Origin of the sequence: Streptomyces alboniger (genome assembly GCF_008704395.1) — a bacterium.
Lineage (GTDB): Bacteria > Actinomycetota > Actinomycetes > Streptomycetales > Streptomycetaceae > Streptomyces > Streptomyces alboniger.
In genome coordinates this window covers 3,394,455-3,410,993 of the sequence record NZ_CP023695.1, presented here as the reverse complement: position 1 = coordinate 3,410,993, position 16,539 = coordinate 3,394,455, and the positions used below count along the sequence as shown (strand labels likewise).

Genomic DNA, 16,539 nt, shown 5'->3' with positions numbered 1-16,539 from the left:
TATGGGCGTCCACCGGGCGAAGGAAGAGAAGGGTAGGGCAGCGGCATGACGCACGAGACCCGCAGCGACACATACGCCGAACTGGCTGCCGTCGGGCCCTACGGAGTGCGCCCGGGACACGCTCTGATCACCTTGGTCGAGCCGCACCCGGGGCACGAGTACGCGTACAACCGCTGGTACGAGGACGACCACTACTACGCCGGGGCGATGGCCATGCCGTGGATGTACGCGGGGCGCCGCTGGGTCGCCACACGCGAGCTGCGACTCCTGCGCTACCCGGCCGAGTCCGCGGTCGCCGAGCCGGTCACCGCGGGCTGCTACCTCTCGACGTACTGGATCACGGAGGGCCGCTACGACGACCACATGAAGTGGACCGTGGGGATCAACAAGCGCCTCAACCGCGACGGCCGCGTCCATCAGGAGCGCACCCACGTCTTCACCGCGTTCCAGGACCACGAGGCGACCGTCTACCGGGACGGCGCGGCGGGCCCGCGCGACTTCCATGCGCTCGACCACCCTTACCAGGGCCTCGTCCTTGAGGTCGTGGACGCCGGAAGCGCCGTGCGCAGAGCCGAGTTGCTGGAGTGGCTGCGCAGCCGGCACCTGCCGAGTGTGCTCGCCGGTTCGCCGGCCGCGATGGTCACGGTCTTCCGGCCGACCCCGCTGCCGGGTGACCGGATGACGTACGTGAAGCAGGTCGAGGGCGTGGACACCCGGCTGACGCTGCTGTGGTTCCTCCAGGAGGACCCGCGCGCGTGCTGGGAGGCGCACTTCGCCGGTCGGGACACGTCGGTGGCCGAATCCGGCCTCGGCCAGGTGGAGTTGGTGGCGCCTTTCATCCCGACCGTCCCGGGCACGGACCTGTATGTCGACCAGTTGCGCTGACGGGAGGCGAGGGCGAGGGGGCCCGGCGCAGGGCCGAGCCCCCTCGGCCGGGACGGCGGGCCAGTCGAGAGGGCTCATTCGGTGCTGCTTATGCGGTTGTGTGTCGGCGTCACGCGAGATCGGCAGCCCCCCGGCTCACCTCGCTGACGAACGCGTTCCACGAGTCGGCGGGGAAGGCGAGGACCGGTCCCGCCGCGACCTTGGAGTCGCGCACCGAAATGCCGGTCGGCTGCGGGGACTTGACCTCCACGCACGCGCCGTTCCCGGTGGAGTACGAGGACTTGACCCACGTATGCGAAACACCCTGCTGGATTGCCATGTTCACTCCGGTTCGACCAGTTGATGAGTTGCTTTCACCGCGCATCGCGGTGTGCGCCAACGCTGTTGCTCGATGGCGTGAATGACGCTACTCGCCAACTTCGGCGCGTGAAGGGGCTATTCACTCGACCGGATGGCATATACCAGGGGGGTCTTCCGCCCCGACGCGGCAAGGGTGTACCGTGCCGGTTTTTCCGCGCGGGGGCGGTGCCGCAGCCCCTCGGTCAGCGGGCGTAGCCCTGCGAGATTTCCGTGATGAGCCTGCGTGACTGCTCCACGTTCAGCGCCTGGGCCCGCAGGTGCTCGTACATCACGCTGTACTGCTGGACGTCGTTCGCCTTCTCCAGATACAGGTCGCTGGTGACGCCCTCGATGTAGACGACGCTGGAATCGGCGGCGTCGGGGAATTCCAGAATCGCGTACTGGCCGTTGAGGCCCGGGTGCGCGCCCAGCTCGAAGGGGATCACCTGGACCGTCACATGCGGCAGCTGCGACTGCTCCACAAGGTGTTCCAGTTGCTCGCGCATCAGCTGCTCGGAGCCGACGACGCGGCGCAGCGCGGACTCGTCGAGGACGGTCCACAGACGCAGCGGATTCGTCGGCGCCGCGATGCGGTCCTGGCGTCTCATGCGCACCTGGACACGCTTCTCGATGTCGCTCGTCGTGGTCTCCGGGAGCGCGCCGGTGATCAGCGCCTCGGCGTAGGCGCGGGTCTGGAGCAGGCCGGGGACGACCTGCGGGTCGTACACGCGCAAGGAAGCGGCGTCCGTCTCCAGGCCGATGTACACGCTGTACGGGATGTCGCCGAAGGAGTGCCACCAGCCTTGCTGCCGCGAATCCTTGGCCATTTGCATCAGGGAGTCGACGATGCGGTGGTCCTCGACCTCGTAGACACCGCACAGGTCGCGGACGTCGCGCTGGCTGATCGAGCGGCGGCCGTTCTCGAGGCGGCTGATCTTCGACTGCGAGACGAGCAGACGCTCGGCGACCTCTTCGGCCGTCATGCCCTTCAGCTCACGGAGCCGGCGCAGCTCCTGGCCCAGGCGACGTCGCCTGACGGTGGGATTGACATTGGACGCCACGGGACGTGCACCTCCGGCTTGCCTGCCACGATTTTGCGTATCTACTGCTCAGCAGAGTGCCACCAACGTGTGGGGCACCGCTGGGAAACAGCGGATGTGCGAACGTGCGGGCGGTTGTGTGGGGTGCGGGCCGTCCCTGGCGGCGCCGGAGGGTGTGCGGCCGCGCGGGTGGTGGTGCCGGGGTGTCGTCGTCCGGACGGTCCGGTCCCACTCCCCGCGCGGCCCAGCGGCTCCCGAACCGGGTCTGGGGGACTGCGGTGCGGCGCTGGTGTGGTGGTGCGTGCGCGCTGGTGCGTAGGTGCCTTGTGCTGAGCGGTTACGTGCGGGTGGTGCCGAGCGGTTACGCGCTCATGGTGCCGAGCGGTGAATGTGCGGTGGTGCCGAGCGGTGAATGCACTGGTGATGCCGAGCGGTGAACGTGCTGGTGGTGCCGTGCTCAGTGGGCCACGGCGCGTGCCATGGATCCGCGGCGCGGCTGCATCGGGATCCGGTCCGGGTCCGCCGCCGCCCTGGCCGGCTGCCGGCCGCCGGCACCCGTGGGGGCTGCCGGTGCGGCGCTGCGGCGCGGCTGAGCGGCCACGCCGTTCTGGACGTCCATCACGGCGTGCGCCACGAGACCGCCCATGGGGTCGTGCCTGATCAGGTCCCGGAGGCGGGAGCGCGATGAACGCCCTTCGTTCCCGGGGTACAGATGCTTGCCGAGACCGACCGCGTGGGCCAGCGCGGCGAGCGCCGCGGTCCGCGGGTCCGGCGGTACGCCGGTGCGGATCGCCGAATCCAGCCGGGCCCTGATGTCCCGGCTGATCGCCGTGTCCGTCGCCTGATAGCGAGTCGTCGGCAGCACTCCGCACATCTGGCCCGCCACGGCATGCACCATGCCGCACCGCTCCAGATGCGAGAGGTAAATCTGGCGCAGCCCCAGCCGGGGCCCGCCGATCCAGTGGACCGCCCGGACCGGGCTGCCGCGCCTGCGCAGCAGTTCCAGTGCGGAGTCCAGAGTCGGATCTCCGGTCGGCCGTGGCATCACCACGGCGATACGATCCCCGTCTGGGGCTATCCGTCCGGCCAGTGCCAGCTCCACTAGCTGTGCTCCGGCCAGACCGAGGTCGAGCGACTGCGGCTGCGCTGTGGTACCCGTGGCCGGGTCCAAAGCGAGCAGCAGAAGCTCCTCCGGAATTGTTCTGCGGCTCCTGCCCATCCATGCCTCCCCGCGTGGATGAATGACAGGGTGACCCCTCTCACATTCATCTGTCGAGAGCGCGTGGGCGGGATGTACGGGAACCAGTAGGTATGTCGTTCTCGTCTACCACGGGGGTTAAGCCCTCACACAGGACACTGGTACACGGTTCGGACAGTGGGTCCGGACCGGATTTGGCGCACGGCCAGCACACGGCAAGCATCAGCATCGGCATACGGCATGGCGTACGAGGAGGCATCGGTGGCGGGCGAGACCCCCGACAGGTCGAAGCAGCGGAAGTCGTCGGGGAACCCGACTGCGGCGGATCCCTCCGCGCCGGCACAGGGGGAACGGGACCCGCGCCTCGCGGTGGCCCGCGAGATCCCGGCGGCGCGGGGCGCCGGTGCGGGCGGGGAGGACGAGGCTCCTGAGCCCTCCGAGGCGTCGGAGGCCGGGGGTGACTCGGGTACTCCGGGTACTTCGGGTGCCCCGAGTGAATCGGGTGACTCGGGTGCCCCGGAGTCCTCCGGTGGCGAGGTGAAGGGTGACGCGCGGCTGCGGGACGCGGTGGCGGCGTGGGTCGCCACGTCGGACGAGCCTTCTGGCGAGGGCGCGGCTTCTGGCGAGGGCGCCGGTGCGGAGGGGGGTGCTTCTGCCGAGGGCAGTGCGTCCCGTGAGGGTGCTGGTTCCGGTGAGGGTGACTCTTCGGTGAAGCCTGTGTCTGGCGAGGGCGCGGTTTCTGGCGAGGGCGCCGGGGTGGACGCTTCTGCCGAGGGGGCCGAGCTTCCCGGCGAGGGCGCCGACCAGGTGGAGGGCGCTTCTGCCGAGGCAGAGGTTTCCGCTGCCTCCCGCGAGGAGACCTCCGCTGCCGAGGGCGACGCCCCGGGCAAGGGAGCCACGTCTGCCGAGGGTGCCACCCCGGCCGAGGGAATCCCGGCTGCCGAGGACGATGCCCCGGCCAAGGGTGCCCCCGCTGCCGAGGGTGGCAACCCGGGCAAGGGAGCCCCGGCTGCCGAGGGTGGCACCCCGGCCAAGGGAGCCCCGGCTGCCAAGATCGATGCCCCAGCCAAGGAAGCCCCGGCCGCTGAGGGCGGTGCCCCGGCCAAGGGAGCCCCGGCCGCCGAGGACGATGCCCCGGCCGCGGAAACCCCCGCCGCCAAGAGCGACGCCCCCGCTGAAGAGGGCCCCAAGGCCCCCACCGGCACCAAGCCCCCCACCCCCGACGACAAGTTCGCCGGGGTTGATCAAGCTACCGCCGTGTTCAAGGCTCCCTCCCTGAAGCCTGCGGTGGATCAGCCGACCACCATGCTCAAGCTGGGCGGCGAGGCCCCCGCCAAGGGTGCCGGCACGGGTGCAGGCAAGGGTCCCGCAAAGGGCGCTGCAAACGCTGGGCGGGAAGTTGAGCGGGACGCCGAGCGGACCAGTAAGTTCGTCGCTCTGAAGCCCCTCGACGAGCCCGCCGGCAAGGCCGCGCCCAAGGCCGGGGAGCCGAAGACCGAGCCGAAGGGCGGGGCGAAGGCCGAGCCGAAAGCCGGACCCAAGGCCGGCCCCGCGGCCCCGGCCGCGGGCGGACCCAAGGCCGGCGCCCCCCAGCCGCCGCCCCCAGTGGAACGGACCACGCAGCAGCCGCTGCCCCCCAAGCCCCCCATCGACCTGCTCGCCGAGCTGACCAACACCCCGCCGCCGCCCGAGACCCCCGTCCGCACCGCCGTGCGCCGGGTCAAGATCTGGACGCCGCTGGTGCTGCTCCTGGTGGTCGTCTTTGCGGTCGTACAGGCCGTACGGCCGCTGCCCGCGCCCACCCTGACCCTCACCGCGCAGAAGTCCGTGTCCTTCGAGGGCGACAAGCCGTCCGTGCCGTGGCCGTCCCAGGGGCAGGCCGCGATGGACGTCAACGGCCTCGGTTCGTTCGGCACGTCCGGTGAGCAGAAGCCCGTACCGATCGCCAGCATCGCCAAGGTCATGACGGTCTACGTGATCCTGCGCGACCACCCGCTGGAGAAGGGCAAGGACGGCCCGAAGATCCCCGTCGACGCCGCCGCGCAGAAGCACTACGAGACCGGCAAGCCGGAGAACGAGTCCGTCGTCAAGGTCACCGAGGGCCAGAAGATCACCCAGTACGAGGCGCTGCAAGCGGTGATGCTGCCGTCCGCCAACAACGTCGCCAAGCTGCTCGCCCGCTGGGACAGTAAGAGCGGCTCCGAGGACGCGTTCGTCGCGAAGATGAACAAGACCGCCAAGGAGCTGGGGATGAAGAACACCCACTACACGGACCCCAGCGGCCTCGACAAGACGACCGTCTCCACCGCCGAGGACCTCGTGAAGCTCGGCCGCGCCGCGATGGAGAACCCGGTCTTCAACGAGATCTCCCGCCAGCCCAGCTACAAGGACCTCAACGGCGACCAGCAGAACAACTACTTCGGCCTCGTCCCGACCGTCGCCATCGGCATCAAGACCGGCACCACCACGGCAGCGGGCGGCAACATCCTCTTCGCCGCGGAGAAGAAGGTCGGCGGCGAGACCCAGACGATCATCGGCGCCGCCCTCGGCCAGTACGGGAAGAACGGCGTCGCCAACATCGACGAGGTCACCGGCGTGACCCGCAAGCTCATCGAGGCCGGTCAGGACGCGCTCACCGCCAAGAAGATCGTGAAGAAGGGCGACGTGGTGGGCCAGGTCGACGACGGCCTGGGCGGCACGACTCCGGTCGTCGCCACCAAGGACGTCTCCGCGGCGGGCTGGTCCGGCCTCACCGTGAAGCTGATGCTGGAGGAGAACAAGGGCAAGCCCGTACCGCACACGGCGAAGGCCGGAACCAAGGTCGGCGTGCTGAGCGTCGGCGACGGCAAGGGTGACGCCGTCGAGGTGCCCGTGGCCCTCCAGAAGGACCTCGCGGAACCGGGCCTCGGCGCCAAGCTGCGCCGCGTCGGCTGAGCCGGGGCGGGAACCAGCCGCACCCCCGCGGGGGGAAGCCCCACCCCGGGCCTCCCCCCGCGCGCGCGTGCTAGCGTCACAAGCTCGGGGGGCAGTACGCCGGAGCCGAGGACGGGGTGTTCCGGGACGGACTCCTCGCAGGCCTCGACCCCGGGGACAGGACGACACGGGGAGAGCCTTCAGTGGCCACAACAGAGCCGACGCGCGCCGAAAACGACGCACAGCCGGACAGCAGCGAGGGCGAGAGCCCGGGCACGGGCCCGCGAATACCAACGCCGCCCTCCCGGGAATCCGACTCCGCCGACGACCAGCGGCTGCCGCGCCTCCTGCGCCACCCGGTGACCCTCGCGACGGCGCTCGCCGCCGTGCTGCACATCATCTGGTTCTTCGCGTTCGCCAACAGCGGCGGCGACCTCGCGGCGCAGGACGCCTGGGCCGAGTTCGTCGGGCGGCACCCCGACTCGGCGTACAACCTCGCCTGGTACGGCGGCATGCACCCGGTGTCGTACAGCGTCGTCTCGCCGTATCTGATGTCGGTCCTCGGCGTGCGGACGACGATGATGATCGCCGGGACGCTCTCCGCCACCTTCCTCACGATGATCCTGGTCCGCAGCCGGGCCGTGAAGCAGCCCATGTGGCCCGCCCTCGCCGGTGTCTTCGCACTGTTCTGCAACGCCGTGTCGGGCCGTGTGACCTACGGCCTCGGCCAGATGTTCGCGCTCATGGCGGTCGCCGCCGTCTTCTGCTGGCCGTACCGCTGGCGCTACAAGCGGTGGGCCAAGGCGCTGGTCGCCGCGCCGTTCGCCGCCCTCGCCACGATGGGCAGCCCGGTGGCCGGCCTCTTCGTCGGGCTCGTCGCCGTCGCGCTCTTCCTCAGCAAGCGCTACCCGGGCGCGTACGCGCTGGGGGTCGCGCCCGCCGTCGTCGTGGGCCTGTCCGCGTGGCTCTTCCCGTTCTCCGGCACCCAGCCGATGTCGATCGGCTCGGCGTCCCCGCCGCTGATCTGCGCGGTCTGCGTCTACTTCTGCGTACCGAAGCAGTGGAAGACCGTGCGGATCACGACGGCCGTGTACGCCGTGTTCGTGCTCGGCGTCTGGGTGATCAACTCCCAGATCGGCTCCAACATCACCCGCCTCGCGATGTGCTTCACCGGCGTCGTGCTGCTCGCCGCGCTGCCGTACACCGTGAAGAAGTCCCGCAAGTGGTACGCGATCGTGCTGGCCCTCGCCGGGTTCACCGGGTGGATCGGGTACAAGACCGGCGACGACATCGTGCACACGAGGCCCGTCGCGTCCTGGACGCGTGAGGTGTCGCCCCTGATCGACGAGTTGCGGGAGGTGGGCGCCGCCAAGGGCCGCGTCGAGATCGTGCCCGCCCGCAGCCACCGCGAGGCGTCCGCGTTCGCCCCGCACGTCCAGCTCGCCCGCGGCTGGAACAGGCAGGCGGACATGGAGCGCAACCCGCTCTTCTACGACGACACCCTCAACTCCGCGAACTACCGCGAATGGCTCCAGCGCTGGGCCGTGCACTACGTGGTGCTGCCCGAGGGCGAGCCCGACGGCGACGGCGGCAAGCGCGAGGCGCAGCTCATCAAGGACGGCCTGCCGTATCTGAAGCAGGTGTGGGTCGACTCCGACTGGCGGCTGTACGAGGTCCTCGACCCGACGCCGCTCGCCGAGCCGCACGCCGTCGTGGAGCGTGCCGAGCAGGGCGAGATGAAGCTGCGGGTGGAGCGGCCCGGACGCGTCCTGATCCGCATCCCGTACTCCCCGTGGCTGAGCGTCGTCGACGCCGAGGGCAAGGGCGTGGCGCGGCCCCAGGAGACCGAGGCCTCGAAGCAGCGCCGCGCGCTCAACGACCGGCGCCCCAAGGAGTACGCCAACGTCCACGGCTGCCTGGTGGAGGCCAAGGAGGACCACAACGGCGACGAGTGGATCGAACTGCTCGCCCCGAAGGCCGGCACCTACCGGCTCGGCTCCCCCTACCAGCTGCCGCGCGGCACGCCCTGCCCGGAGGAGCTGAGCCGCTGAGAGCCCGCGCCCGCCCGGCTCTCAGCCGCCGGGCGCCGCGCAGACCCCGGAAGCGGGCAGGCGGCCGGGCCCCGTGTCCGGCGCCGCGTCCTCGCGCACCGCGTCCAGCTGTCCGAGGAGCTCGTCGAGGCGCTCGCCCGTCGGGTTCCCGAAGTACTGGAGGACGGCGCGGTGGAACGCGTCGCGCAGGACCGGCGGCATCGCGTCCGAGGCGTCGAAGCAGAGCGTGCGCGCCTTCTCGGTGAGGATCGCGGCGATGCGCCGGCCCGTCGGATCGGTGGGCTGGGGGTCGGTGGCGTCCGGGAAGAACGGCCGCAGCTCCTCCTTCGCCTCGGAGCGCCACAGCGTGCGGGCCGTCTTGCCCGACAGCCGTTCGACGAGGGTGCGGGCCGCCGGGTCGTCGCTGAACACGGCGGCCATGTCGCCCGCCACCTCGTAGGCGCCGTCGTGGGCGGAGCGGCCGCGCAGGAAGCCCGCCGACGGATCGGCGCGCACCGGGTCGCCGGCGTACACGTACCGGATGAAGGCGCTCTGGTGCTCGTGCGTGCAGCGCGGGGTCACGGAGCCGAGCAGCCCGCGCGGGTCCGCCCCGCCCTTGTCCGCCGGGTCGGGGGTCCCCACGTACGACATGGTGAGGGACTGGTCGACGGACGCCTTGGAGCGGTCGCCGAGGAGGTCGGCCCAGGTCGTCCAGGCCTCACGGACCCGCGGGTCGCGCCAGCGGAGGCGGCCGGTGGCCCACCGGGTGTAGACGTCGGGGCCCGCCTGATGGAGCAGGATGTCCTCGATCCAGTCGGTGCCCGGCCAGCCCGACGTGGCCTGCGAGGCGAGGCCCACGCACCACTCGGGGGATGCGGCCGACTGTCCTTCCCTGCTCCACACCAGGCTCTTCAGGTCGACCTTGAGCGGTACCCAGTACGTGCGGCGCGTGCCGTCGACGGCGAGCGGCGGCGCCCACGGCGGGTAGGCGCGGGCGGCGGCCGCGGCGGGCAGCGGGCGCAGGCGGCCCGCGCGGGCGTACTCGGTGAGTTCGCCGACGCTGTTGAGGATCGCCACGTCCGGCGGGTCGCCCGCCTCCAGCTGTGCGACGAGCGTCTCGCGCAGGGAGCGGGTCCCCTGGTAGGTGTACGTCCGTCCGGTGCCGTCGTCGAGCCTGTTCAGCATCGCCTCGAACGCCTCGCCCTCGTCGCCGGTCCAGGGGCCGAGGACGACGAGCGTCTCGTCCCTCTCGCCCGCGCACGCACCGGCGGTGACGGCGAGCAGACAGGCCGCGAGGAATGCACGGAGGGTGCGGAGGGCGGCGAGGGCCCGGCTCATACGGCGGCTCCGGAGCGGGAGATGAGGACGTACTCGCGGCGGTAGGCGTGCAGCGTGGCGTAGATCAGGCCCGCGGTGAGCAGTCCCACGGGCGCCACCCACGGCGCGGCCCCGTCGAGCGAGGACAGGCGCCCCTCGGCGAGGTCACGGTCGGCGCGGGCGTCCAGCGAGGCGATGAGGCGGGGGTCCGGGTCGGCGAAGGGCCGCTCGTCGGCGGTGGACTCGATCGCCGGTGAGGTCGCGTGGGACAGCGCGCCCGCCGTGGCCACGACCCGCTGCTGCGCGCGGTGGGCGAGCACCGCGTCGGCCGTCAGGAACGGCACGGCGAGCAGCGGCAGCGCGGCCGCGAGCAGGGGGACGCTGACGCGCAGATGGAAGCGGTGGTGGAGGAAGACCTGGGTGCGCCACAGGCCGAGGGCGAGCAGGGCGAGGGCGGTCGCCGCGACGACGGCCGCGCCGCACACGCCGCCGCCGAGGGCGGCGCGGCCCGCCAGCCTGCCACGCAGGCTTGTCTCCAGCGCGGAGATGCGGTCCACCACGGCGGTCGCGTCGGAACCGGTGCCCGGCTCGCACGGCGGGTAGCCGCCGGGGCCCGTCTCGCGCGGGGGCACGGGTGGTGTGCAGAGCATGCTGCGGGCGTACGAGAGACCGGCGTCCCGCAGGGCAGGGTCGCCGACGTGGTTCTGCGCGAAGACGATCCAGTTGCCGTAGTCGGCGACGAGCCCGGAGACCACGTCGAGCTCCTGGCGCTCGGCGGTGGTCAGAGCGCCGCTGCGGGCCACCTGGTTCAGGCTCTGGGTGGCCCGCGTCGTGCGCGTGAGGTAGCGCTTGCCGATGCCGGAGAGCCGCACCGACTCCCCGGCGGCGAGGCTCTTCTCCGCCTCGCGGTCGGCGATGCGCAGGGACATCTCCGCGTCGGCCAGATCGCCGAGGGCGGGCGTGTAACTGCCGCGCAGCGCCGCGGAGTCCGCGCGGATCTCCGCGTACGCCCAGCCGAACGCGACGGACGTGACGACGGCGAGCAGCGGCAGGGCGATCATCCGTTCCCGCACGTAGGCGTGGTTGCGCGGCCGCCGGGAGAGCGGGGCGGGCCACAGGAAGCGGCGCAGCCGGCGCAGGGCGTCGGTGGCGACGAGCCGGGCGGTGTGCCAGGAGGCCGTCACCGGGGGCCGCCGGGGGTGCGGGCGCGGGGCGGGCGGCCGCCTGGCAGGACCGTCATGCTCGACTGGATGCGGGCCGCCTCGACGTCGAACCTGGCGATGTGATCCAGGAGTTCCACCGTGCCGCGCTCACTGTCGCGGACGCGGACGAGGCGGCGCAGATGGTCCCGCATCGCCGTGTCGCCGGTCTCTCCCGCGAGCCGCCAGGCCGTGCCGAGCAGCGTCCGGGCCTCCTCGCGGGCACCGCGCTTCAGCTCCGCGCAGGCCCGCTCGAAGGTGCGGTGCAGCTCCTCCTCGTGCTGGAAGTGGGCCACTTGCGGATCGAGGCGGCTGTAGAGGTCGGCGTCGTCGGTCCAGCGCATGAGGACGGGCTGGGGGGCGGGGAGTTCGAGGTGCTCCGTGCCGTGCTCACCGGCGTCGATCTCCACCTCCGTCAGGAGGAGTTCCTTGCCGAGCTGCGCCGGGTCGTAGGGCGCGCCGACGCAGAGCAGGTAGGCACGGGTCTCCTCACCGCAGGGGCCCAGCTCGTACTCCTCGACGGGGCCGCCCGCGCCGGTCTCGACGCCGGTCAGGTCGGTGCGGGCGGGGGTGAGCGGGGTCCGGGTGGGGTGGACCTGTTCGAGGGAGTGGGGGTGCGCCCCGGCCCGGTGGTAGAGGCGCAGCCGGAGGCCGGTCACGTCGCGTTCGGCGGCCCGGCCGGTGAGCGCGGCCAGCTCGCCCGGCAGCCGCGTCAGATCCTCCACGGCCCGGGTCCGCCCGCCCAACGCGCCTGCGATCAAGAGCAGTTCCTCCGTCTCCCAGGCGTCCCCGATGCCGACCACGTCGCAGTCGAAGACCCCCGCGCAGCGCCGGACGCGGTCGTTCAGGTCCTCGCGAGACTCGTAGCCGGGTTCGTTCTTGCCGTCGGTGAGCAGCAGGGCGTGCCGTACGTAGGCGCCGGATCCGCCTGCGGGCAGATCGCGGAAGAGGAGCCTGGCCCGCTCCAGCCAGGTGCCCATCGCGGTGCCGCCGCCCGGTGTGCAGTCGTACAGGGCGGCCTCGGCGGCGGCCCGCGACTCGGCGTGCGCGACGGCGAGGCCGGGCCGCCTGGGATAGATCATGGCGGTTCTGTCTCCCCCGGCGACCAGGGCGAACAGCGCTCCGTCGGGGATCTTCGCCAGCGCGCTGACGGCGGCCGCGCGGGCGGCGGCGAGGCGGCTCGGCGGGATCACCATCGAGGACGAGTGGTCGATGAGCAGCACCTCCGCGAGGCGGGGGCGGGGCCGGTCCGGGGCCGGGCCGTCCGGCGCGTGGGCGCCGGGTCTGCGGACCGTCACCGTGAGGACCGCGTACATCCGCGCCGGTTCCGCGGTCCCCGGCGGGCGCGGGCGGGGCAGCTCGACGACCTGGCTCACCTCCAGGCCGACGCGGGCCCGCGGCCCCCTCATCTCGCGGCTCAACCACCTTGTTGCGTCGGAGCGTTGTTCCTGATCCAGTTCCTGATCTTCTTGCCCGGCCATGGGGTGTCCCTGTGGTGTCGTAAGGCGAAGGGGCGTACCGCGTAGGCGCGGTCCAGGAGGAGTTCGGCGAGCGGCACCTCGGTGTCCCGCGGCGGTGCGTCGCGGGCGGCCTGGAGGGCCAGGCCCCGGTAGAAGCGGGACAGGTCCTTGCGCAACCGCCGCTCGTCCGGCGGGAATTCGAGCAGCGGGTCGGCCCTGGCGGCGACCGCCCGCAGCTCGGCGCCGGTCATCCGCGGGGCGCCGTCGGGCGGGGCGAGCAGCCGGTGCGCCACGCCCCACACCTCCGCCTTCATCCGCACGCGGGCCTGCTCGTCGGTGAGGCCGTGCGCCGAGAAGAGGCCGGCGAGGCCCCGCAGCGCCGTGCCGAGGCCGTCGGCGTCCCGGGCGTGGTCGGCGTGGATGCGGACGGCGGCGGTACGGGCGGCGGTGCGGTGCCGGGAGTGCTGGGGCACGGCGTCCAGCGCGGCGATCGCGTCGGCGAGGGCGTCCGGGCCGCCGAGGGCGAGCCGTGCGCGGGCGGCGCCGAAGGCCGCGCTGCCCAGCGACGGATTGCGCAGCCGTACGGCTTCGTAGAAGGTCAGGGCCTCGTGGGGCCGCCGCAGGTGCTCGGCGCAGTGCCCGAGGGCCAGCTTCGGCGCGTACTCCCCGGGGATCGCGCCGTACACCCGGTCGAAACGGTCGCGGGCCTCGGCGACGCGGGAGCGGGCGAGCGCGAGCAGGCCGCGGTGCCAGTCGAGGCGCCAGTCGTACGGGGCCTTCGCGGGGCCTATGGCGTCCTCGGCCAGGGCCAGCGCGGTCTCGGCGGCGGGCAGGGCGTCGGGGTCGGTGTCCGGCGCGAGCCGCAGCCGCAGACGGCAGCGCAGCAGGTGCACCTCGGGGGAGTCCCGCCAGTCGCCGGTGTGCTGGAGCAGCGCCGCGGGGTCGTCGTCGCTGAGCCTGCTCAGTTCGCCGTGGTGGTCGTCGTCCGGGTCGGGGCGCGGCACGGGCAGGCGCCGGGCGACCTCGGGCGGGCCGGGAGGGGGGTAGCGGGGCGCGGAGGGCGGGGCCGCCCAGCGGGACACCTCGGGGGCGGCGCCGAGCCCGCCGTCGAGGGCGTACGCGGACTGGAGGAAGAGCGGCGACGGCTCGAAGGTCTCCGCGCCCGTCCGCAGCGACCTCAACTCCCGGAAGACGCCGCGGAGTTGCTCGGACATCTCGCGGGCGTTGGCGAAGCGGTCGGCGCGCCGGGTGCGGGTGGCGCGGCGCAGGGCCCGGGCGAGGGAGACCAGGCCGAGCCCGCGGTGCCCGGCGGACGCGTCGTCCAGCGGGCCGAGCGCGGCCAGGTCCGCGAGGTCGTGGCGGGTCGCGCCGAGGCCGCACAGGGTGCGCAGCGTCTCGCCGAGGCTGAACAGGTCGTCCTGCGACTCCGACTCGCCGTGGGCACCGACGCTGGGGGCGCGGTAGAGCGGGGTGGTGAGGCCGGGCGCGCCCGCGCGGCGCACGCTTCCGACGTCGATGAGCTTGGTGGTGGAGCCGTCGTGCATGACGTTGGGGGGCTTCAGATCGCCGTAGACCTTGCCGCGCTCGGGGGCGTGCAGATACGCGAGCCCGGCCAGGATCCGTACGCCGTACGCGAGCGCGAACTCCCGGAACCGCTCGTGGCCGAACTCCTCCGGGTGCTCGCGGGCGCGGGCCCGCACCTCTTCGAGGTTGAGCCCGTCGACGTACTGGAGGACCAGGAAGTCCCCCACCCCCGGGTGGTGCCCGTAGTTGAACACCCGGATGAAACCGTCGTGGTTCAGCTCGACCAGCTCTCTGCGCTCGCCCTTGAGGAGGCGGTACGAGTCCTCGGCCAGCTCCGCGTGGAGCATCTTGATGGCGACGGCGCGGTCATCGACGTTGGTGTCGCGGGCGAGGCACACCTCGCCCATCCCGCCGTAGCCGAGGGCCCGCACCAGGCGGTACTGGCCGCCGAGCAGCGTGCCGGGCGGCAGCGGAAGCCCGCTCGGCGCCGCGAGACCGGCGCCCTCGCTGTCCGCGCGGTCCCGCAGGGTGATCTCGGGCAGGACCGTGGGGTCGGGGTTCTCCGCGGGGAGCGTGACGCGGGCGGGGCGGGGCGGGGGAGCGGCGGCGAGGCCCGGCTCGACGATCCAGCGCTGGGAGGACTCCTGGCAGGAGGAAGGATACGAAGGGTGCGCGGGACTCGATGGGTGCGCGGGGTACGGCTCCGTGGAGTGCCGCCCGGTGGCAGGGTCCACGCGCTCCCCGCCGGCCAGGCAGTACCCGGTGGGCGTGAGGGTGCCCGCGCAGCCGGGGTGCGGGCAGGGCCTGACCGGGCTCACGCGCCGCCCTCCGCCTCGGCGAGCCGCCGCACCACCCGCGCGAACGCCTCCACCGCCCGCTCCGCGTCGGCGAGCGGGCACGGCCCGGCCATCAGGAGCTGCTGCGCCTCGCGGTAGGGGCCGACGGCGGCGGGGTGCTCGGCCAGGCCGCGCCCGGCGAGGCGCGCCAGGTGGTCGCGGAGCAGCCCGCGCAGCCGCAGATGCTCGTCCAGTACCTGCCGCAGCTCGCTCTCGGCGGCCTCGGCCCGCAACAGGTAGGTGTCCACGGCCTGTTCGGCGTACGAGAGCTTCTCCAGGAAGCGCGGTCCGCCCCGCCCGGCGAGGGGCCGCAGTTCGTTGCTGAGCTGCACCGTCCACAGCGCGGCCCGCGCCGCGTACGCGGTGGCGGCCGGCGGGTCCACGACGTGCGGCTCCACGCGGTGGAAGAGGCGCCGCGCGCGCCGCTCGGCGTCGGCGAGGACGTCGACGCGGGCGCCGATCCGCTGCAACCACTGCGCGGCCCGCTCGGCGGGCAGTAAATGCTCGGCCACCGCGTACGGGAAGCCGTGCGTGGCGTCGCGCACGACCAGCAGCAACCGCGCTCCGCCGTCGGCCAGTTCGCGCAGGATCCGCACGGCGGCCGCCGGTTCGGTGGGGGACCGGTCGGCGTACAGCACGGCGACGGCGGGGCGGCGGGGCGAACTGGTGCGCGGCCGCGCCGCGTGCCGCAGCTCGTGCCGCAACACGGCCATGGCCTCGCGCAGTTCGGGCCGGGAGGGCTCGTCGAGGGCGACGTCCTCCAGATCCAGTACGAGCCCGATGCTCCCGACGCGCGGCGCGATCCCGGCGCGGGACAGGAGCGGCGTGGCACTGGGCTCGCCCACGTCGAAGTCCAGGGGACCGGCCGCCAGTTGCGGGGCCTGTTCCCTGTCGGCCATGTTCAGGACGACGTACAGCGCCTGGCGGGCCCGCTCGTCGTCCTCGGCGATGAAGAGGACCTCGGTGTCCCAGGCGTCCTGGTCGGCGTTCAGCCAGCGGGCCACCGTGCGCTGGAGGCCGTGCGGGCGGGCCGCGCGGGCCGCCTCGGCCGAGACGACACGGTGGCCGGGGACGGCGTGCGGCCCCGTCACGTACCGCTCGGCGAACCGGCGGAAGTACTTGGCGACCGTGGCCGCCGGGATCATGTACCCGTGCTCACCGCTCTCGTCGGCCTGCACGACGATGCCGAGCAGCCGGTCGCCGCCCTCCTCGCGCACCCCGGAGCCGCTGAACCCGCCTCGCAGCCTGCCCGCCCCCGTGAGGTCGATCTGCACCCGCTCGTCGCCCTCGCCGCCGGGCCCCATGCACGCGCCCGTGAGCCACTGGCCGCCCGACTGGAACTCGGGGAAGCCGTCGATGAGCACCGGGGCGCCCCGGTAGTCCAGCGTGCGGTGCAGCCTGACCGGCGACGGCACCGGCGCGGGCTCGTCCAGGACGAGCACCGCCAGGTCGCCCTGCGCCTTGCCGAAGGGCGGTACCCAGTGCCCGGCCGCCACGGTCGCGGTGCGGTGCGGGGTGCGGGTCAGGCCCTGGAGCAGCGGGAACTCGACCTGTACGCGATCGGGGCGCAGGCCCGTCGCGGGGTCGCGTACGACATGGGCACAGGTCAGCACGCGATCGCTGCCGAACAGCACCCCCGCGCCGAGCACGTCGCCGCTCCCCGACGCGGCCCACCGCCGCAGCCGGACGCGCCAACTCCCTTGAGCCGCACAGGGCTTGACGCCCCCGGCCGCTACTCCGCGCTTACCGTCCCCGTCCCCCATGCTTCCTCAGGATAGGCGCGGGGGAGGGCGATGAC

General features: G+C 73.1%; 11 protein-coding genes. 3 read left to right on the top strand and 8 right to left on the bottom strand.

Features of this window, described 5'->3' with window-relative positions; translation table 11 throughout:
- Positions 1 to 45 precede the first annotated feature (45 nt).
- On the top strand, positions 46 to 885 hold the full coding sequence (locus CP975_RS14925) for a hypothetical protein (RefSeq protein WP_055530168.1): 840 nt from the start codon (positions 46 to 48) through the stop codon (positions 883 to 885).
- A gap of 109 nt (positions 886 to 994) precedes the next feature.
- Here the strand turns inward: CP975_RS14925 and CP975_RS14920 are convergent, their stop codons facing one another.
- From CP975_RS14920 to CP975_RS14910, 3 genes are all read right to left on the bottom strand, one after another.
- On the bottom strand, positions 995 to 1,204 hold the full coding sequence (locus CP975_RS14920; RefSeq protein WP_055530170.1) for a DUF397 domain-containing protein: 210 nt from the start codon (positions 1,202 to 1,204) through the stop codon (positions 995 to 997).
- A gap of 223 nt (positions 1,205 to 1,427) precedes the next feature.
- Positions 1,428 to 2,285: a helix-turn-helix domain-containing protein gene (locus tag CP975_RS14915; RefSeq protein ID WP_055530172.1), complete on the bottom strand. Its 858-nt coding sequence runs from the start codon at positions 2,283 to 2,285 to the stop codon at positions 1,428 to 1,430.
- Between the two features lie 436 nt (positions 2,286 to 2,721).
- Positions 2,722 to 3,483, bottom strand: a complete 762-nt coding sequence (locus tag CP975_RS14910) for a GOLPH3/VPS74 family protein (protein WP_030786217.1) — start codon at positions 3,481 to 3,483, stop codon at positions 2,722 to 2,724.
- Positions 3,484 to 4,170: 687 nt separating this feature from the next.
- Between CP975_RS14910 and CP975_RS14905 the strand changes: the two genes are divergently transcribed.
- Positions 4,171 to 6,396, top strand: coding sequence for a D-alanyl-D-alanine carboxypeptidase (locus CP975_RS14905; RefSeq protein ID WP_342787952.1), 2,226 nt, complete (start codon positions 4,171 to 4,173; stop codon positions 6,394 to 6,396).
- A gap of 182 nt (positions 6,397 to 6,578) precedes the next feature.
- Positions 6,579 to 8,426, top strand: a complete 1,848-nt coding sequence (locus CP975_RS14900) for a glycosyltransferase family 87 protein (RefSeq protein WP_055533745.1) — start codon at positions 6,579 to 6,581, stop codon at positions 8,424 to 8,426.
- A 21-nt stretch (positions 8,427 to 8,447) separates the two neighbouring features.
- Here CP975_RS14900 and CP975_RS14895 read toward each other — a convergent pair whose 3' ends face one another.
- From CP975_RS14895 to CP975_RS14875, 5 genes are read right to left on the bottom strand one after another with little or no spacing between them, the layout of a single operon-like run.
- Entirely contained in the window at positions 8,448 to 9,743 is a 1,296-nt protein-coding gene (locus CP975_RS14895) for an extracellular solute-binding protein (protein ID WP_055533747.1), read from the bottom strand.
- On the bottom strand, positions 9,740 to 10,906 hold the full coding sequence (locus tag CP975_RS14890) for a hypothetical protein (RefSeq protein WP_167532698.1): 1,167 nt from the start codon (positions 10,904 to 10,906) through the stop codon (positions 9,740 to 9,742). Before CP975_RS14890 ends, CP975_RS14895 begins: the two co-directional genes overlap by 4 nt.
- Positions 10,903 to 12,330, bottom strand: a complete 1,428-nt coding sequence (locus tag CP975_RS14885; protein WP_167532697.1) for a vWA domain-containing protein — start codon at positions 12,328 to 12,330, stop codon at positions 10,903 to 10,905. The genes CP975_RS14890 and CP975_RS14885 overlap by 4 nt, the downstream gene beginning before the upstream one ends.
- An 8-nt stretch (positions 12,331 to 12,338) precedes the next feature.
- Entirely contained in the window at positions 12,339 to 14,723 is a 2,385-nt protein-coding gene (locus CP975_RS14880) for a tetratricopeptide repeat protein (RefSeq protein WP_246201519.1), read from the bottom strand.
- Complete coding sequence (locus tag CP975_RS14875) at positions 14,720 to 16,504, bottom strand: S1 family peptidase (protein WP_150476977.1); 1,785 nt, start codon at positions 16,502 to 16,504, stop codon at positions 14,720 to 14,722. Before CP975_RS14875 ends, CP975_RS14880 begins: the two co-directional genes overlap by 4 nt.
- Between the last annotated feature and the right edge of the window lie 35 nt (positions 16,505 to 16,539).